The 23,704-nt window shown below is 71.1% G+C and carries 25 protein-coding genes; 16 read left to right on the top strand and 9 right to left on the bottom strand.

The genetic code is table 11. The features are described 5' to 3' along the window. The first annotated feature begins 9 nt into the window (after positions 1–9). Together rpsI and glmM are read left to right on the top strand one after the other, a co-directional pair. Positions 10–531: a 30S ribosomal protein S9 gene (rpsI, locus tag IEY82_RS23515; protein WP_189126366.1), complete on the top strand. Its 522-nt coding sequence runs from the start codon at positions 10–12 to the stop codon at positions 529–531. A gap of 1 nt (position 532) precedes the next feature. After that, on the top strand, positions 533–1,879 hold the full coding sequence (gene glmM, locus IEY82_RS23510; RefSeq protein WP_189126365.1) for a phosphoglucosamine mutase: 1,347 nt from the start codon (positions 533–535) through the stop codon (positions 1,877–1,879). A 109-nt stretch (positions 1,880–1,988) separates the two neighbouring features. Here the strand turns inward: glmM and IEY82_RS23505 are convergent, their stop codons facing one another. Continuing rightward, the gene (locus IEY82_RS23505; protein ID WP_189126364.1) at positions 1,989–2,450 is read right to left on the bottom strand and encodes a winged helix-turn-helix transcriptional regulator; all 462 of its coding nucleotides are present in this window, start codon (positions 2,448–2,450) and stop codon (positions 1,989–1,991) included. Between the two features lie 92 nt (positions 2,451–2,542). Between IEY82_RS23505 and IEY82_RS23500 the strand changes: the two genes are divergently transcribed. Next, a complete protein-coding gene (locus IEY82_RS23500; protein ID WP_189126363.1) occupies positions 2,543–3,190 on the top strand; it encodes a DUF899 domain-containing protein in 648 nt (215 codons plus the stop codon). 34 nt (positions 3,191–3,224) lie between these two features. After that, the gene (locus tag IEY82_RS23495; protein ID WP_189126362.1) at positions 3,225–3,743 is read left to right on the top strand and encodes a pyridoxamine 5'-phosphate oxidase family protein; all 519 of its coding nucleotides are present in this window, start codon (positions 3,225–3,227) and stop codon (positions 3,741–3,743) included. A gap of 16 nt (positions 3,744–3,759) precedes the next feature. Here the strand turns inward: IEY82_RS23495 and IEY82_RS23490 are convergent, their stop codons facing one another. The 6 genes from IEY82_RS23490 to coaA form a co-directional block, all read right to left on the bottom strand. Next, entirely contained in the window at positions 3,760–4,476 is a 717-nt protein-coding gene (locus IEY82_RS23490; RefSeq protein WP_189126361.1) for an ABC transporter permease subunit, read from the bottom strand. Positions 4,477–4,558: 82 nt separating this feature from the next. Further along, positions 4,559–5,473 (bottom strand): ABC transporter ATP-binding protein, encoded by a 915-nt coding sequence (locus tag IEY82_RS23485; protein WP_189126360.1) that lies wholly within the window; start codon positions 5,471–5,473, stop codon positions 4,559–4,561. Next, a complete protein-coding gene (locus IEY82_RS23480; protein WP_189126359.1) occupies positions 5,470–6,324 on the bottom strand; it encodes an ABC transporter permease in 855 nt (284 codons plus the stop codon). The genes IEY82_RS23485 and IEY82_RS23480 overlap by 4 nt, the downstream gene beginning before the upstream one ends. Next, positions 6,317–7,225: an ABC transporter ATP-binding protein gene (locus tag IEY82_RS23475; RefSeq protein ID WP_189126358.1), complete on the bottom strand. Its 909-nt coding sequence runs from the start codon at positions 7,223–7,225 to the stop codon at positions 6,317–6,319. Before IEY82_RS23475 ends, IEY82_RS23480 begins: the two co-directional genes overlap by 8 nt. Before the next feature lie 11 nt (positions 7,226–7,236). After that, entirely contained in the window at positions 7,237–8,193 is a 957-nt protein-coding gene (locus IEY82_RS23470) for a DUF389 domain-containing protein (protein WP_189126357.1), read from the bottom strand. 177 nt (positions 8,194–8,370) lie between these two features. After that, a complete protein-coding gene (coaA, locus tag IEY82_RS23465) occupies positions 8,371–9,288 on the bottom strand; it encodes a type I pantothenate kinase (protein WP_189126356.1) in 918 nt (305 codons plus the stop codon). 184 nt (positions 9,289–9,472) lie between these two features. On the opposite strand from coaA, the gene IEY82_RS23460 reads away from it, so the two are divergent. The 12 genes from IEY82_RS23460 (at position 9,473) to tsaD (ending at position 19,936) form a co-directional block, all read left to right on the top strand. After that, complete coding sequence (locus IEY82_RS23460; RefSeq protein ID WP_189126355.1) at positions 9,473–10,891, top strand: PhoX family protein; 1,419 nt, start codon at positions 9,473–9,475, stop codon at positions 10,889–10,891. 19 nt (positions 10,892–10,910) lie between these two features. After that, the gene (locus tag IEY82_RS23455) at positions 10,911–11,261 is read left to right on the top strand and encodes a holo-ACP synthase (RefSeq protein WP_189126354.1); all 351 of its coding nucleotides are present in this window, start codon (positions 10,911–10,913) and stop codon (positions 11,259–11,261) included. 9 nt (positions 11,262–11,270) lie between these two features. Beyond that, the gene (locus IEY82_RS23450; protein ID WP_189126353.1) at positions 11,271–12,746 is read left to right on the top strand and encodes an NAD(P)H-hydrate dehydratase; all 1,476 of its coding nucleotides are present in this window, start codon (positions 11,271–11,273) and stop codon (positions 12,744–12,746) included. Positions 12,747–12,782: 36 nt separating this feature from the next. Next, on the top strand, positions 12,783–13,913 hold the full coding sequence (gene alr, locus IEY82_RS23445; RefSeq protein WP_189126411.1) for an alanine racemase: 1,131 nt from the start codon (positions 12,783–12,785) through the stop codon (positions 13,911–13,913). Continuing rightward, positions 13,910–14,959: an alpha/beta fold hydrolase gene (locus IEY82_RS23440; RefSeq protein WP_189126352.1), complete on the top strand. Its 1,050-nt coding sequence runs from the start codon at positions 13,910–13,912 to the stop codon at positions 14,957–14,959. Before alr ends, IEY82_RS23440 begins: the two co-directional genes overlap by 4 nt. Positions 14,960–15,002: 43 nt before the next feature. Further along, the gene (tsaE, locus tag IEY82_RS23435; RefSeq protein WP_268241133.1) at positions 15,003–15,473 is read left to right on the top strand and encodes a tRNA (adenosine(37)-N6)-threonylcarbamoyltransferase complex ATPase subunit type 1 TsaE; all 471 of its coding nucleotides are present in this window, start codon (positions 15,003–15,005) and stop codon (positions 15,471–15,473) included. Positions 15,474–15,639: 166 nt separating this feature from the next. After that, positions 15,640–16,296, top strand: a complete 657-nt coding sequence (locus tag IEY82_RS23430) for a hypothetical protein (protein ID WP_189126351.1) — start codon at positions 15,640–15,642, stop codon at positions 16,294–16,296. Positions 16,297–16,298: 2 nt separating this feature from the next. Continuing rightward, positions 16,299–16,835, top strand: coding sequence for a class F sortase (locus IEY82_RS23425; RefSeq protein WP_225263603.1), 537 nt, complete (start codon positions 16,299–16,301; stop codon positions 16,833–16,835). Positions 16,836–16,867: 32 nt separating this feature from the next. Further along, positions 16,868–17,797: an aminoglycoside phosphotransferase family protein gene (locus IEY82_RS23420; RefSeq protein ID WP_189126350.1), complete on the top strand. Its 930-nt coding sequence runs from the start codon at positions 16,868–16,870 to the stop codon at positions 17,795–17,797. A 27-nt stretch (positions 17,798–17,824) separates the two neighbouring features. Beyond that, positions 17,825–18,469: a tRNA (adenosine(37)-N6)-threonylcarbamoyltransferase complex dimerization subunit type 1 TsaB gene (tsaB, locus tag IEY82_RS23415; protein ID WP_189126349.1), complete on the top strand. Its 645-nt coding sequence runs from the start codon at positions 17,825–17,827 to the stop codon at positions 18,467–18,469. A gap of 11 nt (positions 18,470–18,480) precedes the next feature. After that, the gene (gene rimI / locus IEY82_RS23410; protein ID WP_229697658.1) at positions 18,481–18,912 is read left to right on the top strand and encodes a ribosomal protein S18-alanine N-acetyltransferase; all 432 of its coding nucleotides are present in this window, start codon (positions 18,481–18,483) and stop codon (positions 18,910–18,912) included. Further along, positions 18,905–19,936 (top strand): tRNA (adenosine(37)-N6)-threonylcarbamoyltransferase complex transferase subunit TsaD, encoded by a 1,032-nt coding sequence (tsaD, locus tag IEY82_RS23405; RefSeq protein ID WP_189126347.1) that lies wholly within the window; start codon positions 18,905–18,907, stop codon positions 19,934–19,936. Before rimI ends, tsaD begins: the two co-directional genes overlap by 8 nt. 52 nt (positions 19,937–19,988) lie before the next feature. On the opposite strand, the gene IEY82_RS23400 is transcribed toward tsaD, so the two are convergent. Further along, on the bottom strand, positions 19,989–22,085 hold the full coding sequence (locus IEY82_RS23400; RefSeq protein ID WP_189126346.1) for an apolipoprotein A-IV repeat region-like domain-containing protein: 2,097 nt from the start codon (positions 22,083–22,085) through the stop codon (positions 19,989–19,991). A 192-nt stretch (positions 22,086–22,277) separates the two neighbouring features. After that, positions 22,278–23,543 (bottom strand): class I SAM-dependent methyltransferase, encoded by a 1,266-nt coding sequence (locus IEY82_RS23395; RefSeq protein WP_225263605.1) that lies wholly within the window; start codon positions 23,541–23,543, stop codon positions 22,278–22,280. Positions 23,544–23,704 lie beyond the last annotated feature (161 nt).

Raw genomic sequence — 23,704 nt, 5'->3', positions numbered from 1 at the left:
AGGAGAACCGTGGCTGAGCCCACCGGTGTCGAGACGGTCGTAGAGGCCGAGGTGGAGGACTTCTCCGGCGAGGAGTTCCCTTCCGAATACACCACCGAATCCACCGCCAGCGCTGACGCTCCCGTGCGTAAGCCCGTCACCACGGGCAACTCGTACGGCACCGGCCGCCGCAAGGAGGCGATCGCCCGGGTGCGCATCGTCCCCGGCACCGGCAAGTGGACGATCAACGGTCGTTCGCTGGATGTCTACTTCCCCAACAAGGTCCACCAGCAGATCGTCAACGAGCCCTTCGTGGTGCTCGGCGCCGAAGAGGCGTTCGACGTCATCGCGCGCATCGACGGTGGCGGCGTGACCGGCCAGGCCGGCGCGCTCCGCATGGGCCTGTCCCGCGCGCTCGCCGTCCTGGACGTCGACGTCAACCGCCCGCCGCTGAAGAAGGCCGGCTTCCTCACCCGTGACGCCCGCGCCACGGAGCGGAAGAAGTACGGCCTCAAGAAGGCCCGTAAGGCTCCGCAGTACAGCAAGCGCTGAGTTGGCGCGTCTTTTCGGCACCGACGGGGTACGTGGGGTCGCTGGACGCGACCTCACGGCGGAGCTTGCCATGGACCTTTCGGTCGCGGCGGCTCACGTCCTCGGCGATGCAGGCGCGTTCGCCGCTACCGGACGTCGTCCGATAGCGGTCGTAGGCCGGGACCCGCGTGCCTCGGGAGAGTTTCTCGAGGCCGCTGTGGTCGCCGGCCTCGCGGCTTCCGGAGTGGATGTGCTGCGCCTCGGCGTGCTGCCCACCCCGGCCGTCGCCCACCTCACGGCCGCGCTCGGCGCCGATCTCGGTGTCATGCTGTCGGCCTCGCACAACGCGGCGCCCGACAACGGCATCAAGTTCCTCGCTCGTGGCGGCTTCAAGCTGTCCGACGCGGTCGAGGACGAGATCGAGCGGCGGCTGGGCGAGGACTGGAGCTTTCCCGTCGGTTCCGCCGTGGGCCGGGTGCGTGACGCGTACGGCGAGGCCGACCGCTACATCACCCATGTGCTGGCCACGACGCGAGACAGGCTCGACGGCCTGCACGTCGTCGTCGACTGTGCCCACGGCGCCGCCCACATGGTCGCGCCCGAGGCGCTGCTGCGGGCCGGAGCCACGGTCGAGGCGATCGGCGCGCGGCCCGACGGCCTCAACATCAACGCCGGCCACGGCTCCACGCACATGGACAAGCTGCAGCAGATCGTCGTCTCGCGCGGCGCCGACATCGGCATCGCCTACGACGGCGACGCCGACCGCTGCCTGGCGGTCGACCACACGGGCGCGATCGTCGACGGTGACCAGATCATGGCGATCCTGGCGAGTGCCATGCACGCCGAGGGAGCCCTGGCCAAGGACACCGTGGTCGCGACCGTGATGTCCAATCTGGGGTTCAAGCTGGCCATGCGCGACGCGGGCATCCACGTGGTGGAGACCGCGGTGGGCGACCGCTACGTGCTGGAGCGGATGAAGGCCGACGGCTACAACCTCGGCGGTGAGCAGTCGGGCCACGTCATCATGCTCGACCACGCGACCACGGGAGACGGGCTGCTGACCTCGCTGCACCTGCTGTCGGTGATGGCGGCCACCGGCCGGCCGCTCAAGGAGCTGGCGTCGATCATGACGCCGCTGCCGCAGATCCTGATCAACGTCAAGGACGTCGACCGGGGCAAGGCCGCGGTGCCCGAGCTGACCGCCGCCGTGGCCGAGGCCGAGGCGGAGCTGGGCGAGTCGGGCAGGGTGCTGATCAGGCCGAGCGGCACCGAGCCGATGATCCGGGTGATGGTGGAGGCCTCCTCGGAGGAGCACGCCACCAAGGTCGCCGACCGGCTCGCGGGCGTGGTGCGGGTCGCCTGCGTCTGACGCTGTCCGAAGGGGTACGGCGACGCTGTCGCCGTACCCCTTCGTCATGTCCGGACCCGGCGGCCAGGAGAGATGCGGGCCGCCCGGCCGGCCGAAGCGCCGGTGGGCCCTAGGCGGGCGCTGGGGCCCCTGGGCCGGGCAGCATGTCGATGTCCGTGGCACGCATCGGGCGATCGCACACTGAGCAGTGCAACTCCACTTGGCTGATCTGGCCGCAGGCCTGGTGTCGGTAGAGCACGGGCGGCCCTGACGCGTCGGCCGTCCACCGGTCGCCCCAACGCACCATCACCAGCAGCAGGTCACACAACTCCCGGCCCTTCTCCGTGAGTGTGTACTCGTGGCGCGAGGGGCGTTGTGAGTATTCCCGGCGGTCCAGCACGCCGTTGTCGACGAGCCACTTCAGCCGTTCGCTGAGCACCTTGCTGGAGATGCCCAGGTCGCGCTGGAGGTGCTCGAAGCGGGTGATGCCGGCGTAGACGTCGCGCAAGATCAGGGGCGACCAGGGCTCTCCGATGATGTCCAGGGTGCGGGCGATGGAGCAGGCCATGTCGCCGAACCGGGTGCGCTGCATACGGTCAGCCTAGCCGAGCCACTTCCCTTAAGAAAGCAACTTGGCTAGGTTGTGACGCAGTCCCTTTCTTCAAGAAAGCCATGGAGTGCCTTATGACGCGACCCCCGATCGTCTCGGAGCAGGAGTGGCGCAGCGCCCGAGACGCGTTGCTGGTCAAGGAGAAGCAGCTCACCCGCGCGCTGGACGACCTGGCCGCCGAACGCCGCCGGATGCCGATGGTCCGGGTGGACAAGGACTACCGGTTCGCCGGCCCGGACGGGACGAGAAGCCTGGGAGACCTCTTCGAGGGGCGCGACCAGCTCATCGTCTACTCCTTCATGTGGCATGGCGCCGAGGAGTTCTGCTCGGGGTGCGCGATGTTCACCGACAACATCGGCCACCTGGCTCACCTGCACGCGCGCGACGTCTCTCTGGCGCTGGTCTCCACCGGACCGCTGGCCGAGATCATGCCGTACAAGCAGCGCATGGGCTGGACCATCCCGTGGTACTCCGCGCCGGACGGTGAGTTCAACCACGACCAGGGAGCAGGCGACGGCTTCGCGCTGAACGTCTTCCTGCGTGACGGCGAGGACGTCTATCGCACCTATGTCACCAGCGGACGAGGCGTCGAACGGCTTGGCAGCAACTGGACATTTCTCGACCTGACCCCGTACGGAAGGCAGGAGACCTGGGAAGACTCACCTGACGGATGGCCGCAGAGCGCGCCCTACCACTGGTGGCGTCTGCACGACGAGTACTGACCGGCCCGAGATCCGCCGAAAGGAAACACCCGCCATGACCCGCCCGACGCCCCGCGCCGAACTTCTGTTCGGCGAGGCCGACGCGACACCTATGAGCACCGACCCGACGACCGTGAAGCCCTGGAGCGAGGCGCGTGCGTGCCTGCGAACGGCGCCGAAGGCACTGCTGTCGACGGTGCGACCCGACGGACGACCGCACGCCATGCCGGTGATGCCGGTCTGGGCCGATGAGGCACCGTGCTTCGCCACCCGCCCGGCGTCCCGCAAGGGCAGGAACCTCGCCCACAACGGCAACTGTGTCCTCACGGTCACCGGCCCGGAACTCGACCTCGTGCTCGAAGGAGTGGCCGTCCTCGTTCGCGACCCGGCTCAGCAGCGGGAGGTGGCCGACGCCTTCCTGGCGAAATATCAGTGGGGGTTCGCCCTGCATGACGGCTCCGTCCACGACGACAGCCTTCCCGGCTCCCCGGAGTACGCCTTCTACCGGGTCACACCCCTGCGTGCCTACGGGTACGGCTCGGACGGTCTGACCGCGACCCGCTGGCGCTTCTGACCGAATCGCCGCCCGGTCACTCGTCGCCCGTCAGAGAGAAGACCCGCAGCCTGCGGCCCGTCCAGAAAACGCCGACCACCGTCACGACGATCAGAGCGGGTACGGCGAAGCCCAGCGTCACGTCGGCCGTCAGGAACGGCGAGGTGGAGATCTGATCGGCGATCGACTCGGCCCACTGTTGCACCGAGAACTTCCGGGCTCCTTGGACGAAACCGCCGATCAGGCTCTCCCAGACCAGGGCGTAGATGATGCCGATCGTCACCGCGTGGCGGGTGACGACGCCCAGCAGCAGGAAGATCGCGGCGTACGCGATGCCCGCCACGAGCGCGCCCACAGCGAAGCCGAGGGCGATGCCGTCCTCGTTGCCCACCAGGAGCCAGGCCGAGACGAAGGTCGGGATCGCGGCGAACAGCGCGAGCAGCGAGGCGGCCACCACGAACTTCGTCCGCGCGATGACGGGGCGGGAGATCGGCTTGGACATCAGGTGGATGATCGTGCCGTCGTCGATCTCGGGAGCGATGACGCCGGTGCCGGCGATGAGGCCGAGCAGCGGAAGCATGGTGCCGATGGCGAACTTCTCCATCAACAGCATGGTCGAGCGCTGGTCGTCGCTGCCCACCAGGCGCAGCAGCAGGGCCAGGCCGATCAGGGCGACGGGGAGCAGGGCCAGCAGGAAGATCCTGCGCCTGCCCAGCAACGCCCGGTAGGTGATGCCCGCGACCACGGTGTTCATGGCCTCACTCCGTTCGGCGGCGTGCTCGCCGAGGGGCCTCGCGGCCTCACGCCGTGGGGCGGGTTCGCTCCGTGCGGGGTCATCAGGTGCTCCGGGTGATCAGGTAGGAGAAGACGCTTTCCAGGTCATCGTCGGCGGGGGAGACCTGGTGCAGGCGGATGCCCTCGGTGCGGGCGACCCGCGGGAGGAGCCGGGCGAACCTGCGGAACTCGATGGCCTGCACCTCCAGGCCGTCGGGACCGAGGGTCACACCGCCGGCCGAGGCGTCGAGCATGAGGGCGGCGGCCAGTCGGCGGTCGTCGCTGGAGCGGATCCGGAACAGGTGCGGCCGGTCGGTCATCAGCCGGCGGATCTCGCGGAAGTCGCCCGAGGCGGCGTGCCGGCCGGAGACCAGCACCTCGATGTGCTGGGCGACCCGCTCGACCTCCTCCAGGATGTGGGAGCTGAACAGGATGGTCTTGCCCGCCACGCCCATCGACCGGATGAGGTCCATCAGGTGCAGCCGCTGGCGTGGGTCCATGCCGTTGAAGGGCTCGTCGAGCAGGAGCACCGGCGGGTCGTGGACGAGCGCCGCGGCGACCTTGACGCGCTGGCGCATGCCCTTGGAGTAGGTCTCGACGCGGCGGTCCTTGGGCTCCTCCATCTCGACCGTGGCCAGGGCCTTGCGGGCGGCCTGGACGGGGTCGGACAGGCCGTGCAGTCTGGCGGCCGACAGGACGAACTGCCAGCCGGTCAGGAAGCCGTAGACACCCTCGCGCTCAGGAACGAGCCCGATGTTTCGATAAATGTGATGATTTTTCCAGATCTGGGTGCCGTCGAGGGTGACCGAGCCGCCTGACGGGGCCAGGAAGCCGGCCATCAGGTGCAGGAGGGTCGACTTGCCCGCCCCGTTGGGGCCGAGCAGGCCGGTGACCCCGGGCCCGATGGTCATCGTCACGTCGTTGACCGCGACGACGTTGCCGTACCAGCGCGAGACCTGGGAGAGCTCGACCTTCATTGAGAGGCCGCCTTCCGGTAGCGGAGCGCGAGGACCGAGACGGCGACGGCGATCAGCACGACCACGATGGCGGCCGAGGCGGGCCCCGGGGGATAGCCGCCTTCGGAGTTGGGCGTCGTGTCGAACAGCCACACCTGCACGGCGTCGACCAGCCAGAACGGGTTGACCAGCCACGCCCATCTGGCCGCCGCGTCGTTGCCCGTGGAGATCAGGGTGCCGTAGAAGATGGGGACCGAGGCCGAGGCCAGCAGGTAGACGGCGATGACCGAGGCGACTCCGAGCCCGCGCCGGGGCGTGAGCGAGGCGATGGCCAGACCGAAGGCGGACAGCAGCACCGCCAGGACCAGGGCCATGGCCAGGGCGCCGAGGTATTCCTTGGTCTGTGGCGGCCCTTCGAGGTCGATGAGCAGCTCGCCCAGATAGATGAGCGTCAGTGGCACCGCGACCATCAGGAAGAGCGCGGCGGTCATCGCGGTGACCTTGGCGCCCACGTACTCGACGATCGACACGGGCCGTGACAGGTACAGCGGCAGCACCCGGAACCGCAGGTCCGGGGCGATGATCGCGGGGCCCTGCGAGGCCAGGAAGATGGCCAGCACCGCCTGCATGATGACCGCGTAGGAGCTGTAGCCCATGGCGCGCTGCCCGATCAGGGCCATCGCCGCGATCGACACGACGGCGGGCAGCAGCATGATGACCGCCAGCGCGAACGGCATGATCTTGCTGCGCGCGGTGCGGCCGAGGCCGAAGACGGCGCGCAGGCTGTGGACGGTGAGCGCGCGCGTGGAGTACGCGCGGCCGAGCCGTGGCCCGTCGTAGTGGCGGTAGCCAATGTCGTAGATCTCAGACACCGGCCACCTCCTCCCGGAAGACGTCCTCGATGCGATGGCGGCCCTGCTCCAGCCGGATCAGGCAGAGATCGAGGTCGACGGCGGTGTCGCGGATCGCGTCGAACGTCTCGGGACCCGTCACTTCGACCAGCAGCAGGCGGCCGTGCGGGGTGACGGTGTGGCCGAGCTCGGTCAGTCGCGCGGCGAGCGGGGTCGCGCCCTCCTCGACCTCGACCGTGACGCTCCGCGTGGCGTGGGTGAACTCGGCGATCGCGGAGGACCGCAGCAGCCGGCCGGCGTCGATGACGATCACGTGGTCGCAGATGCGTTCGAGCTCGCCCAGCAGGTGGGAGGTGACGAGCACGCTGATGCCGAACTCGGTGCCGATGCGCCTGATCAGCGTCAGCATCTCGTCACGGCCGCGCGGGTCGAGCCCGTTGGTGGGCTCGTCCAGGAAGATCAGCTTGGGGTCGTGGACGAGGGCCTGGGCGAGCTTGACGCGCTGCTTCATGCCGGTGGAGTAGCCGCCGACGGCTCGGTAGCGCTCCTCGGCCAGGCCGACGTGGCGCAGCACGTCGGCGGCGCGCTCGCGGGCGGCCGTGCGCGGCAGCCCGGACATCTGGGCGAGGTGGACGACCAGCTCGGTGGCGGAGACGTCGGGCGGGAGGCAGTCGTGCTCGGGCATGTATCCGACGAGCCCGCGGATCTCCGCGCCCCGGGTGGCGACGTCGAGGTCGAGCACCCGCGCGCTGCCGCCGGTGGGCGGGAGCAGCCCCAGCATGATCTTGATCAACGTCGACTTGCCCGCGCCGTTGGCTCCCACCAGGCCGGTGACGCCGGGCCCGGCTGTGACCGTCAGCTGGTCGAGCGCCGTGACCGTCGGGAAGCGTTTGGTCAGCCCCTCGGTGGCGAGGATGTGCATAGGTCCGGACCCTACCCGCCGGCTTCGCGCTCCCGCATCGGTCGAAGGGATGAGCCGCGTCCTACTTGCGGCCAGAATCCCCGCTGGACCATGAGCGTGCCGGTGCCCGCGATGAGCATGCCGGCGATGTTCAGCGCGAGCTGCGAGACCGAGCCTGCGACCTCGGGCCAGTCGCCGAGGGCGAGCGCCACGGCGGCGAATCCGGCCGCCGGGACTGTGGTGACCGAGATGAACACGCCGATCAGGGCCGACGACTTGCCCGCGGTGATCGACAGCACCCCTGCCACGCCGGCGAGCAGGGCCACGATGAACGACCAGCGGTCGGGTTTGACGATGAACTGGACCTCCTCGTTGACCCGCAGGTGGTGCGGGCCGATCCAGCCGAGCCCGCGCAGGGCGAGCGCGCAGGCGAACGTCACCGCGATCGCGATCGCGAACCCGATGATCAGGGTGCGCAGGGAGCCGGCGATCAGTCGCCGGTCGCGGCCCAGCAGGCCGAAGCAGACGGCCGCGATCGCGCCGAACTCCGGTCCGAGGACCATCGCGCCGACGATCAGGATGAGGGAGTTCTGCAGCACACCGATGGCGGCCAGCATGGTGGCGATCACCAGGAACACGAGGTAGGCCCAGGTGACGCGGGAGTCGTCCGCCATCTTCTGGGCGAACTCCGCCCAGACCACCGCGTCCTCGGGTTCGCCGGGCGCCTCCTCGACGGCCTCGTCGGCCACTCTGGAGAGCGCGAGGTCCACCTGCTCGACCGCGATCGACCCCTCCTCCTTGAGCCATCCGAGCCGGTCGATCACCTCGTTGGCCGACTCGCGGGCCACGTCGCAGAAGATCAGGTCGCCCTCGGGCAGGCGGGCCGCGCCGGGCAGGACGACGAGGTTGGTGGTGCCCGCGCACTGATCGAGTGCCGCGATCACCTCGCCGGTGCGCGTGGCCGGGGTGATCAGTCGCAGATGGAGCATCGGGCCATTGTCGTCGATGTCGTCGATCGAACATTGACGTTCCATTGACCCGGGTCCGCGACCCTGCCGGAATGAGGACATTTTGGTGCCATATTCACGATGCGGACTGCTGGTTCGTCGACATCGACGACCTGGGGTGCGCGGGCAGGTTCGCGGCCTACGTGTACGAGGAGGTCTTCAGGTCCGGCGAAGCCGTACCCGCTTGACCGCGTGGTCGGGGCCCTTCTTCAGCACCAGGTCGGCCCGCCCGCGGGTGGGGGCGATGTTCTCGATCAGGTTGCGCTCGTTGATGTCGCGCCAGACCTTGACCGCGAAGTCCGTGGCCTCCTCGTAGGAGAGCTCGGCGATGTGGCGGAAGTAGGACTTGGGGTCCTCGAAGGCGGTGCGGCGCAGCTTGTGGAAGCGTTCGACGTACCAGTCGCGGATGTCCTCCACCTTGGCGTCGACGTAGATGGAGAAGTCGAAGTAGTCGTTGACGGCGAGGGAGGTGGGTGGGGCGGGCTGGAGGACGTTGAGCCCTTCGATGATCAAAATATCCGGATTTTTCACGACCTGGTGTGCGCCAGGCACGATGTCGTACTCCAGGTGGCTGTAGACCGGTGTCCTGACCTCCGCCGCCCCGGCCTTCACCTCGGCCACGAACCTGACCAGGGCCCTGCGGTCGTAGCTCTCGGGAAAGCCCTTGCGCTGCATGATGCCCTTGGCCTGCAGCACCGCGTTGGGGAACAGGAAGCTGTCGGTGGTGACCAGCTCCACGTGCGGGTGCTCGGGCCAGCGCGCCAGCAGCGTGTGCAGCAACCGCGCCGTGGTCGACTTGCCGACCGCGACGCTGCCCGCGATGCCCAGGATGTACGGGACGCGCTGCTCGTGGTGCCCCAGGAAGGCGCTCAGCACGCTGCTGCGCTGCTTGGACCCGGTGAAGTGCAGGTTGAGCAGCCTCGTCAGTGGGAGATAGATGTCGGTGACCTCGGTGAGGTCGATGGGATCGTCGACGCCGCGCAGCTCTTCGAGCTCTTCCGCGGTGAGAGTCAAGGGCGTGTTCTTGCGGAGCTCGCTCCACCGCTCCCTGCTCAGTTCAACGTAGCCGTTGTTCACCCTGGCAGCGTAGCGACGGGCCTCAGGTCGGCCTTCGGTCGGGTCGTTGTCCACAGGCTGTGGACGAGCTTGTGGGTAAACCGAGAATCAGTTCGGGAAACCGGCGGTTCGTGATCTCACCGAACCGGTCAAGCGGCGAGTTCTGGGGGGTTACTGTTCTTGACGAGCATCGTTGGAGGCTGCCATGGACCGCCGTCGCTTTCTCACCAGAGCCACCATGACGATGGCCGCGGGCATCGCCGGGCCGTTCGCCGGAGTCGCCTGCGCGGGCGAGCGGGGCGAGGCCAAGCCGGTGCGCGGCTACGGGCCGTTGCGTCCCGTGGCCGACCTGCGTGACGGCAAGGTCAGGCTGCACCTGCCCGACGGGTTCGCCTACCGGTCGTTCAGCGCGGCGGGCGAGAAGTTCTCCGACGGCTCGGCCGTGCCCGGCAGGCACGACGGGATGGCCGCGTTCGCCGCCCCGCGCGGCACCGCCTACCTCGTACGCAACCACGAGGTCAACGGCCCCGTCGGGGCGTTCGGCGACAAGGGCAAGGCCTACGACAGGATGGCCGGGGGCGGCACCTCGACGCTGCGGGTCACCCGCTACGGCGAGGTGATGCGGAGCGGCCCGTCGCTCACCGGCACCATGATGAACTGCTCCGGCGGCCCCATGCCGTGGAAGAGTTGGGTGACCTGCGAGGAGACGGTCAACGGGCCCGACGTGGGCGACGACCACTCCGGTGGCGACAACTCCAGACTGGCCCGCAGACACGGCTACATCTTCGAGGTGCCGGTGCTCGGCGCCGCGACGGCCAAGCCGATCAGGTCGGCGGGCCGGTTCGCCCACGAGTCGGCCGCCTTCGACCCCGCCTCCGGGGCGCTCTACCTGACCGAGGACTGTTTCAGGTTCGCCTCGGGCTTCTACCGCTACCTGCCTCCGGCGAACCCGGTCAAGGCCGGGCGCCTCCTCGACGGCGGCAGGCTGCAGATGCTCGCCGTGAAGGGCTCGCCGCGCCAGGACCTGTCCGCGGGGCAGCGACCGGGCGCCGTCTACCCGACCACCTGGGTCGACATCGACGACCCCGACCCCACCTTCACCGGCAAGCCGTCCAACGACGAGGCCGTCCAGGCGGTGGGCAGGCAGGGGCGGGCCAAGGGAGCCGCGATCTTCTCCCGGCTGGAGGGCGCGATCCACCACCAGGGCACCGTCTACTTCGTCTCCACGCAGGGCGGCGCCCCCGTGCCCGACGCCCCGGTGCCCGACGGGTTCGGCAAGGGGCACGGCCAGGTGTGGGCCTACGAGACGGCGAGCGGCCGGCTCAAGCTCGTCTACGAGTCGCCGCGCGCGTCGATGCTCGACCTGCCCGACAACGTGACGGTCAGCCCGCGGGGCACCCTCGTGCTCTGCGAGGACGGCGACGGCGACAACTACCTGCGCGGGCTCAGCCGGCAGGGTGAGATCTTCGACTTCTGCCGGCTGGCGCCCATCTCCGGCGACGCCGGCGCGGAGTTCGCCGGGTCGACCTTCGGCCCGGGGGGCCACACCCTCTACGCGAACATCCAGTCCCGTCAGGGCATGTCGTTCGCGATCTGGGGTCCATGGCAGCGGGGCGCGTTCTGAGCGAGGTTAGCCTGGGGAGATGATCCTGGGCATCGGAGTGGACATCGTCGACATCGCGCGGTTCGAGGCGGCGCTGGAGCGCACCCCCAGGCTGCGCGAGCGGGTGTTCACCGAGGCGGAGCGGCCGCTCCCCGTGCACTCGCTGGCCGCCAGGTTCGCCGCCAAGGAGGCCGTGGCCAAGGCGCTCGGCGCGCCCCGGGGGGTCGGCCACCTGGAGGCCGAGGTGCGCTCCGGCGACTCCGGGAAGCCCGAGGTCAAGGTCACGGGCAAGGCCGCCGACATCGCCCACGGCCTCGGCGTCAAGCGGTGGCACATTTCGCTGAGCCACGACGCGGGCGTGGCCGTGGCCTACGTGATCGCCGAGGGATAGCTTCGGATCATGCGCACCGCCTACACCGCCGACCAGATCAGAGCCGCCGAACACGTGCTGATGGCGCGGCTGCCCGAGGGGTCGCTCATGCGGCGCGCCGCCTCCGGGCTCGCCACCGTCAGCGCCGCCCTGCTCCCCATGGTGTACGGCTCCCGCGTGCTGCTCCTCGTCGGGAGCGGCGACAACGGCGGCGACGCCCTCTACGCGGGGATGCTGCTGGCGAGGCGGGGGGCCAGGGTGGAGGCGATCCTGGCCGGCACCAGGACCCACGAGGCGGGGCTGGAGGCGTTCCGGCTGGCCGGTGGCCGGGTCGTCGGCCCCGAGGCGGTCGACCGCGCCGACCTTTCTTTCGTTGACCTCGTGCTCGACGGACTGGTGGGCATCGGGGTGACGGGGGCGCTGCGCGAGCCCTACGCCGGCCTGGTCCGGGCCGTCAACGCCGCGCCCGTCCCCGTGGTCGCGGTCGACGTGCCCAGCGGGGTCGACGCGAGCACCGGCCGGGTGCCGGGCACGGCCATCGAGGCCCAGGTGACCGTGACGATGGGCGCCTACAAGGCGGGGCTGCTCGTCGATCCCGGCGCGGCTCACGCCGGGGTGGTCGAGCTGGTCGACATCGGGCTCGGCCCCTACCTGCCGGATCCCGACGTGGTGGTGCTCACCCCCGAGGACGTGGCGGAGTTGCTGCCCCGCCCGTCGAACGAGTCCGACAAATACCGCCGGGGCGTGCTCGGCGTCGCCGCGGGCAGTGTCCAGTACACCGGAGCCGCCGTGCTGACCGTCGGCGGTGCGCTGCGGGCGGGGGCGGGCATGGTGCGCTACGCCGGGCAGAGCGCACCGGTCGGGCAGGTCCGCGCGCACTGGCCCGAGGCCGTCATCACGGAGCTCGACCGGCCCTCGATCGGCGAGGTCGGCAGGGTTCAGGCCTGGGTCCTCGGGCCCGGCCTGGGCACCGACGACTGGGCTCACGAGCTGGCCAGGAGCGTCCTCGCCAGCGACGTGCCCGTGCTGATCGACGCCGACGCGCTGACCCTGGTCGCCCGGGACCGGAGCCTGCTCCGCCGTACGGCGCCGGTGCTGATCACCCCGCACGCGGGCGAGCTGGCGCGGCTGACGCGGGCCGACCGCGACCAGATCGAGGCCGCCAGGCTGGAGCACGCCCACCGGGCCGCGACGGAGCTGGGCGTGACCGTGCTGCTCAAGGGGTCCACCACGGTCGTCGCCGAGCAGCACCGGCCGGCCCGCGTCAACCGCACCGGCACCTCGTGGCTGGCCACGGGAGGCACCGGCGACGTGCTGTCCGGCGTGGCGGGGGCGCTGCTCGCCCAGGGGCTCGGCTGCTACGAGGCCGGCTCGTGCGGCGCCTACCTGCACGGGCTGGCCGGTCGGATCGCCGCCCACGGGGCGCCGCTGACGGCGGCGGACGTGGTGGCGGAGATCCCCTCGGCGATCCGTACCGTGAGGGGCGAACCGCGCTCGACCACGTGAGGGAGCTGCCAGACTGGAGAGATGGTGCACTACCCGATGGCCACGCCCGCGGAGGCGCGGGTCGACCTGGCCGCGATCAGGCACAACGTGGCGCTGCTCAAGGAGCACGCGGGCGGCGCCGAGCTGATGGCCGCCGTCAAGGCCGACGCCTACGGCCACGGGCTGGTGCCCACCTCCGAGGCCGCTCTACGGGCCGGCGTGGACCGGCTCGGCACCGCCTTCATCCGGGAGGCGCTCGCCCTGCGCGAGGCCGGCGTCACCGCGCCGCTGCTGTCGTGGATCATCACCCCGGGTGAGCCGGTCGACGACGCGCTGCGGGCCGGCATCGAGCTGTCCGCCTCCGACGAGCCGCTGCTCGACGAGATCGCCGCCGGCGCCCGGCGCACCGGGGTCACGGCCCGGATGCATCTGGAGGCCGACACCGGCATGAGCAGGGGCGGCTCGCCGCTGGCCGCCTGGCCGGGGCTGCTGCACCGCGCGCTGGCGCTGCGGGCCGAGGGCGTCATCGAGATCGTCGGGCTGTGGACCCACTTCGCCTGCTCCGACATTCCCGGCCATCCCTCCATCGACCTGCAGATCGACGCGTTCGAGACGGCGCTCAAACTGGCCGACCAGGCGGGCGCGGGCGGGTCCCACGTCATCAGGCACATGGCCAACTCCGCCGCGATCGTGACGTTGCCGCGGGCCCGCTACGACATGGTCAGGTCGGGCATCGCGATGTACGGGCTCAGCCCGATCCCTGAGCTGGGCGACTTCGGCCTCCGGCAGGCGATGACGCTGGTGGCGCGCATCGCGCTGGCCAAGCGGGTGCCGGAGGGGGCCGGAGTGTCCTACGGGCATCTCCACGTCACGGATCGCGAGACCACGCTCGGCCTGGTCCCGCTCGGCTACGCCGACGGTATCCTCCGGCATGCCACCGGACGGGCCGAGGTGCTGGCAGGGGGGCGGCGCAGGACGGTGACCGGACGGGTCTGCATGGACCAGTTCATGATCGACTTGGGCGACGATCCGCTGGACGCGGGGGACGAGGTCATCCTGTTCGGTCCCGGTGCGGAGGGGGAGCCCACCGCTCAGGAGTGGGCGGATACCCTCGGCACGATCACGCATGAGATCGTGACCAGGATCGGTGCGCGGGTGCCGCGGGTGTACAAGGAGTCGGGGACATGACGACGACAACACGGCGCAGGGTCGGGGTCGCGGGTGCGATCGTCGGCGCCGCATCTGCGGGTGTCGCCGCGGCGGCGCTGGCCAAACGCCTCGCGGTGGGCCGGATCAGGCTGCGGCCCGATCTGGAGGCCGGCGAGCCGTTCGGCGAGTTGCGCGGCAGGGAGCACACGCTCACCACCTCCGACGGCACGGCCCTGCACGTCGAGGTCGACGGGCCCGAGGACGCGCCGCTGACGATCGTGTTCTGCCACGGCTACTGCCTCAACCTCGAGTCGTGGCACTACCAGCGCCGTGACCTGCGCGGCACGCACCGCATGGTGCTGTGGGACCAGCGCTCCCACGGCCGCTCCCAGCGGGGGACCGCCGATGACAGCACGATCGACCGGCTGGGCGACGACCTGGCCGAGGTGGTCAAGGAGTTCGTGCCCGGCCCGTGCGTGCTGGTCGGCCACTCCATGGGCGGCATGACGATCATGGCGCTGGCCGACCGCCACCCCGAGCTGTTCGGCGACCGGATCCGGGGCGTGGCGCTGATCGCGACCTCGGCGGGCAAGCTGGCCGAGCTCACGCTGGGCCTGCCGGCCCTGGTGTCCAAGGCCGTCCACAAGGTCGCCCCGACGACGGTCTCCATGCTCGGCAAGAGGGGCTCGCTGGTCGACCGCACCCGCCACGCGGGCAGCGACATCGCCTTCCTCGTCACCCGTCACATGGGTTTCGGTGACTCGCGCAACGTCAGCCCGACCCTGGTCGACTTCGCCGAGACGATGATCAGGGCGACGCCGACCGAGGTGGTCGCCGACTTCTACCCCGCGCTGATGAACCACGACAAGCTGTCGGCGCTGCACGTCATCGACCCGGTGCCCACCGCGATCGTGGTCGGCGACAAAGACTGGCTGACCCCGCCCGAGCACAGCCGGGCCATCGCGGCCGCGCTGCCCAGGGCCCGGTTGACCGAGGTGCCCGGCACCTCCCACCTGATCCAGCTGGAGCGTCCGGGCCCGGTCAACGACGCGCTGCGCGAGCTGATCAAGCGGGTGGAGCTGTAGTGGACGGGCAGCGCCGCCCGTCGGCGCATTCGACGGAGGTCGTGTGGTGAACGCGGAGCGGCTCGCGACCGCCGAAGACATGCGCTCCTACGGCGCGCGCCTGGCCGCCCGGCTGCGCCCCGGCGACCTGGTCGTCCTGTCGGGGCCGCTCGGCGCCGGCAAGACCACGCTCGTGCAGGGCATCGCCGAGGGCCTCAAGGTGCGCGGCCCGATCACCTCGCCCACGTTCGTGATCGCCCGGGTGCACCCGTCGCTGTGCCAGGGCCCGCCGCTCGTCCACGTCGACGCCTACCGGCTCGGCGGCGACCTCGAGGTCGACGACCTCGACCTCGACGCCTCGCTGGAGGATTCGGTGACCGTCGTCGAGTGGGGCGAGGGGCTGGTCGAGGGCCTGTCCGACGACCGCCTGGAGATCCACATCGACCGCGAGACCGGCGACGAGGCGCGCACCGTGACGCTTCGGGGCGTCGGCTCCCGCTGGGCCGACACGCCGTCTGATCGCCCCGAAGAGTAAAACCCGCGCCCACCCCGGGCAATGCTGTCACCCTTGACGTATTCGGCCAATGCCATCAATCATGATCATTGGTCATGGATTCGCCCAGAAATTCTGGGTATCAGGAGGGGCAGCATCCGCAAATTTGGTGGATGCTTGGTGCAGGACGGCGAAGTGGGGTGCGCTGGTGCTCAGGGCAAGACGAGTCGCGTACGCGGGTGCCATCCTCGTGATCGGCGCGATGGGATGTTCGGCGGAGGCGGAGACGACACCGACCCCCACTCCCACCCCGACCACCACGGTCACCGACCCCGCCGCCACCGCGACCCCCACCTCCACGGTCACCCGACCGGCCATCAACGTGCAGGTCAACCCCGACAGGGTCACCGCGGGCGAGACCTCGAAGGTGTGGATCCTGGCCAACTGCCCCGTCCCCACCGGCGGTCCCGCCCACACCGGCACCGCCACCTCCAAGGCGTTCGTCAGCGGCGTCACGCTCAACCCCACCACCGACGCGCTGGCCACACCCGCCGCGACCGGCCGTCAGGCCACCGGGCCATGGGTGCGCGGCGAGGCGCAGGTCTCCGGCACCGTCAAACGCGGCTCCTACACGGTCGACGTCAAGTGCGACGGCACCAACGACACCGGCAAGGCCACGCTCCGGGTGGTCAGGGCCGACGTGCCCACCGGCGTGCCCACCAAGGCGCCCCGGGCGGGTGGTGGCGGCATGTTCGGCAAGGAGGCCGAGGACGACTCGACCCTGCCGCTCGGGCCGATCGGCGCGGGGCTGGCGCTCGTCCTGGCCGCGGGCGCGGGGATAGCGATCAAGCGCCGCCGGGCCTGACCATGGCCCGCAAGGGAGGGGTGGTCCTCGCGGGGGCCGCCACCGGGCTGTTGCTCGTCATGTTCGGCAAGAACCTCCAGATCGGCACCCAGCCCGCCGCGAGCGTGGTGCCCGAGAGCATCGACATCCCCTCGATCGACGTCGAGGCGCCGCTGATGAAGCTCGGGCTGAGCAAGGACGGCGAGGTCGAACTGCCTCCGTACGAGAAGCCCGCGATGGCCGGATGGTTCACCGGCAGCGTGGTGCCCGGCGAGAAGGGCGCCTCGGTGATCGTCGGCCACGTCGACACCAAGACCGCCCCCGCCGTCTTCTACAAGCTCAAGCGGGTACGCAAGGGCGAGATCGTCAAGGTCAAGCGCAGCGACGGCAAGGTCGCCACGTACAAGGTGGACTCGGTCCAGCAGGTGCACAAGGACAACTTCCCGCTCAAACGGGTGTACGTCGACGACGGCCTCAAACTGGTCACCTGCGGCGGGACGTTCGACTACGCCAAGGGCGAGTACCTCGACAACGTGATCGTCTACGCGTCCAAAGCCTAAATCCGGTTGCGGTCACCCGCAGGATGGTTGGCATGAACGTCGACTCCCATCCACCCGCGTCCGGCGTGCGGGTGCCCTGGCCAGAGATCCATCCGGCCGTCCGCGAGGCGGTCGAGGAGTTCCTCGGCGGACCCGTGGCCGAGGCGGTCACCCAGACGGGCGGCTTCTCGCCCGCCGCGGCGGTGCGGGTGCGCACCGCCGGCGGGCGGCGCGCCTTCGTCAAGGCCGTCGGCCCCGAGCCCAACCCCGACAGCGTCCGCATCTACCGCTCCGAGGCCGAGATCGCCGCCGCCCTGCCGGTCTCCGTGCCGGCCCCGCGGCTGCTGACGAGCTTCGATCTCGACGGATGGGTGACCCTGGTCTTCGAGGACATCGACGGCCGCCACCCGGCCCTGCCGTGGCGGCGCGACGAGCTGGACCTGGTGCTCGGCGCCGTGGAGCGGATGTCCGCCGCGCTCACCCCGGCCCCGATCAGCGCGCCGACCATCGCACGGCGCTACGCCGACGCCTTCCGCGGCTGGCGCGACCTGCTCACCGAGGACACCACCGGGCTCGACCCGTGGGCGCTGCGTCACCTCGCCGCCCTGGCCGACCTGGAGTCGGGCTGGCCGGAGGCGGCGACCGGCGACACCCTGGTCCACGCCGACCTGCGGGCCGACAACCTGCTGCTCACCGGCGACCGCGTCTACGTCGTCGACTGGCCGTGGGCGTGCGTGGGCGTGGCCTGGTTCGACCGGGTGGCCATGCTGCCGTCGGTCGGCATGCAGGGCGGCCCGCAGCCGCACGAGCTCCTGCCAGACCCCGATCCCGCCGTCACCGCCGTGGTCGCCGCGATCGCGGGCTTCATGGTCCGCCACGGCCGCCTGCCCGATCCGCCGGGCCTGCCGACGGTCAGGGCGTTCCAGCGGGCTCAGGGCGTGGTCGCGCTCGAGTGGCTGAAACAGCGCACCGGCTGGGTGTGACCCGTCCGGCGGGTAGGCTAAACAGTCGTGCTGGTCCTGGCTTTTGATACCGCGACTCCCGCCGTCACCGCCGCGCTCCACGACGGCCGTCAGGTGCTCGCCGAGTCGACGACGATCGACGCTCGGCGCCACGGTGAGTTGCTCGCTCCCACCATCGAGATCGTCCTGCGCGAGGCCGGGGCCTCGCTCGGCGACGTCACGGCCATCGTCGCGGGCAGTGGCCCCGGCCCCTACACCGGCCTGCGCGTCGGGCTGATGACCGCCCAGGGGCTGGCCGTCACGGCGGGAGTCCCGGCCTACGGCGTCTGCACCCTCGACGCCGTCGCCTACGGCAGCGGGCTGACCGGGCCGTTCCTGGTCGCCACCGACGCGCGGCGCAAGGAGGTGTTCTGGGCCCGCTACTCCGACCTGCGCACGAGGGCCGACGGCCCGTTCGTCGACCGGCCCGCCGACGTCCCCCTGGCAGGCGCGCCGGTGGTGGGGGCCGGCGCCGACCTCTACCCCGACGTGCTGGGCGGGTCCAGCGGCCCGCTCTACCCCTACGCCGGTGCGCTGGCCGCGCTGGCGGCCGAACGCATCGAGGCGGGTGTTCCGCTCGACCCGCCGCGCCCGATCTACCTGCGGCGGCCCGACGCGGTGGTGCCGGGCGCGCCCAAGCGGGTGACCGCGTGAGACTCCGGCAGATGACCGAGGCCGACCTGCCGACGGTCATGGCGATCGAGCGCGCCACGTTCCCGTTCGACGCGTGGAGCGAGGGCATGATGCGGGGCGAGCTGGGCGACCAGCCGCGCACCCGCCACTACGTGGTGGCCGTGGTCGACGACGTGATCGTCGGCTATGCGGGCCTGGCCGCCGCGGCCGACCAGGCCGACGTGCAGACCATCGCGGTGCTGGAGTCCCACCAGGGCACCGGCGTCGGCGGCGCCATGCTGGCCGAGCTGCTGGCCGAGGCCCGCAGGCGGGGAGCACGGGAGATCTTCCTGGAGGTCCGCTCCGACAACCCGCGGGCCCGCGGCGTGTACGAGCGCTTCGGGTTCGAGGAGATCGGCCTGCGCCGCCGCTACTACGACGACGGCACCGACGCGATCATGATGAGAAGGAAGCTGGATGGCTGACGCACCCCTGGTCCTCGGCATCGAGACCTCCTGCGACGAGACCGGCATCGGACTCGTCAGGGGCCACACCCTGCTGGCCGACACGATCGCGTCCAGCATGGACGAGCACGCCCGCTTCGGCGGCGTGGTGCCGGAGGTGGCCTCGCGGGCTCACCTGGAGGCGATGACGCCGACCGTCGAGGCGGCGCTGGCGAAGGCGGGAGTCGCCTTCTCCGACATCGACGCGATCGCCGTGACCGCCGGTCCGGGGCTCGCCGGGGCGCTGCTCGTCGGCGTGGCCGCGGCCAAGGCCTACTCGCTCGGGCTCGGGGTGCCGCTCTACGGCGTCAACCATCTGGCCGCCCACGTCGCCGTGGACCAGCTCGAACACGGCCCGCTGCCCAAGCCGTGCATCGCGATGCTGGTGTCCGGCGGCCACTCCTCGCTGCTGCTGGTGCCCGACGTGGCCCAGGACGTGATCTCGCTCGGCTCCACCGTCGACGACGCCGCCGGCGAGGCTTTCGACAAGGTCGCGCGGGTGCTCGGGCTGCCGTTCCCCGGCGGCCCGCACATCGACCGGGCCGCCACCTCGGGGTCCGGCACCGCCGTCGCCTTTCCCCGGGGCAAGCTCGACGACGGCACGCTCGACTTCTCCTTCTCCGGCCTCAAGACGGCCGTGGCCCGCTGGGTGGAGGCGCGTCAGGCGGCCGGCGAGACCATCCACGTGCCCGACGTGGCCGCGTCGTTCCAGGAGGCCGTGGTCGACGTGCTGACCCGCAAGGCGCTCCAGGCGTGCCGTAAGTACGACGTGCACGATCTGCTGATCGGCGGCGGCGTCGCGGCCAACTCGCGGCTGCGCGCCCTGGCCCGCGAGCGATGCGACGCCGCGGGCGTGCGGCTGCGGGTGCCCCGGCCGGGGCTGTGCACCGACAACGGCGCCATGGTCGCCGCCCTGGGCTCCGACCTGGTGGCGGCCGGGGTCACACCGTCGACGCTGGGCATCCCGGCCGACTCCTCGATGCCCATCACGACCGTCCACGTGTGACCACCTGAAGGGGGGTGAGGTCCCGCTGTGCGGCGCGGGACCTCACGCGCGGTCACTCCTTGCGAGTCGGCCGGAGCAGAGCCTCGGCGAGCGCCAGCATGGTCTCCTCCAAGGCGCCGAGGCGCTTGGTGAGATCGGTGGTGGCCGGCTCGACGATGCCGGTGACGGTCTGAGCGAGCTCGTCACGGTCGGGACGGGTCTGGACGATCTCGGTGAGCGTCGCCGCCGCCACGGCGAGGCGCTCGACCTGGGCGGTCGCCTCGGTGGCGAGCAACTGGCTGATCCGGTCACCGATGTCGGACGTGCCGGGCAGCCGCTGCACCCGCTGATTGACGGCCTCGACGCGGTCGTCGACGGTCTCGAGCTGCTCTCCGGCCTGCTCGGCGCGGGCGGCGAGGTCGGTCAGGTGGACGTCGACGCCGTCGAAGCGCGCGTGCAGCCGGGTGTCGACGGCGTCGAGCCGGGTCGCGAGGTGGGTGTCGACCTTGTTGAGCCGGGCCGCCAGGTTGCCGTCGGCGGTGTCGAAACGGGCCGCGACGTTGTTGTCGACGGAGTCGATGCGGGTGGACAGGTGGGTGTCCACGGTGTCGAGGCGCGCGGCCACGTTGGTGTCGACCGTGTCGAGCCGGGCCGCGAGATCGGCGTCGACGCTGTCGAGCCGCGCGGTCAGCCTGGCGTCGACCGTGTCGAGCTGGGCGGTCACGGCGTCGATGCCGGCCGCCAGGTTGGTGTCGGCGGTGTCGAGCCGGGCCGCGACGTTGGTGTCGACCCTGTTGAGCCGGTTGGCCACGGTGTCGATGCGGGCGGCGAGGTCGGAGTCGACCGTGTCGAGCCGGGCGGCCAGCTTGGTGTCGACCATGTCGAGCCGGGCCGCGATGGTGGAGTCGACGGAGGCGATGCGGGCGGCCAGGCCGGTGTCGACGGCCTCGAAGCGGGCGGTCACCGTGCTGTCGACGCTCTCGAAACGACCGGCGACGCGCTCGAACCCGGCGGCCAGCTTGGCGTCGACCGTGTTGAAGCGGCCGGCGACGGCGCTGTCGACGCCGTCGAAGCGGGTCGTCACGTGCTCCTCGATCTCGTTGAGGCGCTCGTCGAGGGACTCCAGGTGGTTGTCGACGTGGTTGAAGCGGCCCTCGTTGCGCGTCGCGGTGTCGCTCAGGTGCTGGTCGACGGCGGCGACCCGGCCGTCGAGCGTGGTGACCAGGCCGGTGAGGGCGTCGAAGCGGCCGTCGTGCCGGCCCAGCCGGCCGTCGACCGCGGCCAGCCGCTCGCCGGTCGCGCCGAGCCGCCCCTCGACGCCGTCGAGGCGTACGGACAGGCGCTGCTCGCAGGCGTCGAGGTGGGTCGTGAGCTGTTGCCCGGTGTCTTCGAGGAGACCGGTGACGTGCTCCTCGACCGCCGCCAGGCGGCCGGACAGGTGCTGCTCGGAGGCGGCCAGCCGACCGGCGGCGACGTCGACCTGGGCGGCGAGAGGCTCGGCGACGGCGGCGAGCTTGTCGTCGAGGCCCTCGGACAGGCCGGTCACCGCGCCCTCGATGCGGTCGGTGCGCGCGGTCAACTCGGCGAGCGACTTGTCGAGCCGCGTGAAGCGGCTGGCGGCCATCTCCATGCTGGAGTTGAGCTGGCTCAGCTTGCCGGCGAACTCGCCCATCCGGCTGACGATGCCGTCGCCCCGGTCGAGCACCGACTGGAGCCGGTTGAGGGCCTCCTCGACCCCGATGCCGATGGTGCCGAGGTCGGCCCAGAGGCCGGGCAGGTCGCCCACCGGGGCGACGTGCCGGCTCACCGACTCGACCCGGGCGTCGACCGATCCCACCTGCTCGCCCACCGCGTCGACGTGGTCACGCACCGCCTCGACGTGCTGGGCGAGGCCCTCTGCCCACATCGGCGGCTTGGCGGTGATGTCGTCGAGCCGCCCGCTGACGGTCTCCAGGGTGCCGCTCAACCCGCCGAGCTCCCGCTCGCGCACCTCGCGCAGCAGCCACTCCATGCCTTCGAGCCGCTGGCGGATCTCGTCGAGCACCGCTCCCTGGGTGCGCTGTTCGTACACGTGATCCTGCGCGGCGCGGGCCAGCAGGTCCCGCATTCTGTCGGAAATGGGGGTATGGCCGCCTGCCTGCAGAAGGGTGGTGTGGTTGGAATGATCCACCGAAAGCTCCTTCGCTCGCCGACGGTCTGCCGCGCAGCGGTGGGTAGGTCCGGTTTGCAGATGAAAGAAGGAGAACGCGGTAAACCGCTACAGGGGGAGAACTCCCGCCCGCCCACCTTAGTCTTTCGATCAAGGTCCGTCAGGAGCGAAGTGAAACGTCGTGGTTATCGGTTGAACGCCCTTGTTTGTCATTTACGCAGGTGGTGACGGGTGGCAAATCAGGACCGAAGGCTTATCCATGATTCGGGTCAGGATGATTACCGCTGACTTGTCTCCCGAAAGGCGCAAATCCGCCCGGAGGCGTTCGATATCGATGGCCGAAGCGCGCTTTTTGATCGTGACATTTCCGATCTGCCGCTCGCGAAGGGTGGAGCGGAGGCGTTTCAGGGAGAACGCCAGCACATCCTGGACCTCGTACCTCGCCGCCCATGGGGTGTCCATCGGCACGTCGCCCGTGATGTAGGCGATCATCGGGTCGGGCAGCCGCCCGGCGACCAGCTCCGCCACCTCGCCGACGAGGTGCGCGCGGATGGCCGCGCCGTCGGGCTCGTAGAGGTAGCGGCCGACGGGGCCGGTGAGGGCGCGCGCGCCGGTGGCGGTCAGGCTCTGCCCTCCGGGCAGCAGCGTGGCCCGCCGCACGCGCGGCCCCTCGGCCGGCCCGTCGGCCGGCACCTCGACCGGACCGCCCGCCGGGGCGGCCCCCGGCCCCGGCTGCTCGTCCTCGCCGCCGGGCCAGTGGGCGCCCGTCCAGAGCGAGACCTCCTTCACCTCGCCCTTGTACGACACCCACTCGGCTTCGGCGTCGGCCGGGATGAACGCGTAGGGGATGCCGGGCGCGACCTTGAGACAGGCACGGGGAGCCCTGGAGACGAGGTCGAGCACGACCGGCCACGGAGGGGAGTAGGCCATGGGGTCGAACGTGCGGCCACGGGAGGTGCGGCGGGCCGGGTCGGCGAACAGCACGTCGTAGCCCTCCGGCGACACCGTGGCGGCGTCGGCCGTCCTGACGGTCACCCGCTCGCCGAGCCCGAGCGCCTCGACGTTGGCCCTCGCCACGGCGGCGGTCAGGGGATCGGCGTCCACCGCGTCCACGTGGCAGCCGGCGCGGGCCAGCGCGATGGTGTCGCCCCCGATGCCGCAGCAGACGTCGAGCACCCGCGGCCGGTGGGGCTCGCACGCGGTGAGCCGGTGGGCGCGGTGGCGGGCGACCTGTTGGCGGGTGGACTGCTCCAGGCCGTGCGGTGTGAAATACATGACCCCGGCGTCGGGGCCGAACTTCTCCCTGGCCCGCTCCCGCAGCTCTGCCTGGGTGAGCGCGGCCGAGGTGAGCGCCGCGTCGTAGGACCTGCGCAGCCTCGTCGCCGCGGCCACCGGGCCGGCCGCCCGGAGCGCCTCAGCCTCGGCCAGCGCGCGGATGCCGCGAGGTGTCAGCAGCTCGTTGAAGGCGTCGAGGTCCACGTCTGACGACGTTAGCGCGTCGCCGCCGGGACCGGGACGGCGCGGGGCGCGACAGGTGACAGAGTGGGCGACGCGGACGTCAAGGTTTGCGCCTGATCGCTCTGAGCAGACGCGTTCGTGTTGACTGTCAAGCCCCTCTTGCATATGTTTCCCATTGGCAC

The sequence above is a fragment of the Nonomuraea cavernae genome, from assembly GCF_014646355.1.
Taxonomy (GTDB): Bacteria; Actinomycetota; Actinomycetes; order Streptosporangiales; family Streptosporangiaceae; genus Nonomuraea; species Nonomuraea cavernae.
Note: the sequence above shows the minus strand (reverse complement) of the source record. Positions and strands in the feature narration are given on the sequence as shown.

Excerpts from the sequence above, each read along its gene's own strand:
- IEY82_RS23505 (WP_189126364.1), bottom strand. The coding sequence starts at position 2,450 with ATGCAGCGCACCCGGTTCGGCGACATGGCCTGCTCCATCGCCCGCACC.
- IEY82_RS23500 (WP_189126363.1), top strand. The coding sequence starts at position 2,543 with ATGACGCGACCCCCGATCGTCTCGGAGCAGGAGTGGCGCAGCGCCCGA.
- IEY82_RS23495 (WP_189126362.1), top strand. The coding sequence starts at position 3,225 with ATGACCCGCCCGACGCCCCGCGCCGAACTTCTGTTCGGCGAGGCCGAC.
- IEY82_RS23490 (WP_189126361.1), bottom strand. The coding sequence starts at position 4,476 with ATGAACACCGTGGTCGCGGGCATCACCTACCGGGCGTTGCTGGGCAGG.
- IEY82_RS23485 (WP_189126360.1), bottom strand. The coding sequence starts at position 5,473 with ATGAAGGTCGAGCTCTCCCAGGTCTCGCGCTGGTACGGCAACGTCGTC.
- IEY82_RS23475 (WP_189126358.1), bottom strand. The coding sequence starts at position 7,225 with ATGCACATCCTCGCCACCGAGGGGCTGACCAAACGCTTCCCGACGGTC.
- IEY82_RS23470 (WP_189126357.1), bottom strand. The coding sequence starts at position 8,193 with ATGCTCCATCTGCGACTGATCACCCCGGCCACGCGCACCGGCGAGGTG.
- IEY82_RS23460 (WP_189126355.1), top strand. The coding sequence starts at position 9,473 with ATGGACCGCCGTCGCTTTCTCACCAGAGCCACCATGACGATGGCCGCG.
- IEY82_RS23455 (WP_189126354.1), top strand. The coding sequence starts at position 10,911 with ATGATCCTGGGCATCGGAGTGGACATCGTCGACATCGCGCGGTTCGAG.
- IEY82_RS23450 (WP_189126353.1), top strand. The coding sequence starts at position 11,271 with ATGCGCACCGCCTACACCGCCGACCAGATCAGAGCCGCCGAACACGTG.
- alr (WP_189126411.1), top strand. The coding sequence starts at position 12,783 with ATGGCCACGCCCGCGGAGGCGCGGGTCGACCTGGCCGCGATCAGGCAC.
- IEY82_RS23440 (WP_189126352.1), top strand. The coding sequence starts at position 13,910 with ATGACGACGACAACACGGCGCAGGGTCGGGGTCGCGGGTGCGATCGTC.
- IEY82_RS23425 (WP_225263603.1), top strand. The coding sequence starts at position 16,299 with ATGGCCCGCAAGGGAGGGGTGGTCCTCGCGGGGGCCGCCACCGGGCTG.
- IEY82_RS23420 (WP_189126350.1), top strand. The coding sequence starts at position 16,868 with ATGAACGTCGACTCCCATCCACCCGCGTCCGGCGTGCGGGTGCCCTGG.
- rimI (WP_229697658.1), top strand. The coding sequence starts at position 18,481 with ATGACCGAGGCCGACCTGCCGACGGTCATGGCGATCGAGCGCGCCACG.
- tsaD (WP_189126347.1), top strand. The coding sequence starts at position 18,905 with ATGGCTGACGCACCCCTGGTCCTCGGCATCGAGACCTCCTGCGACGAG.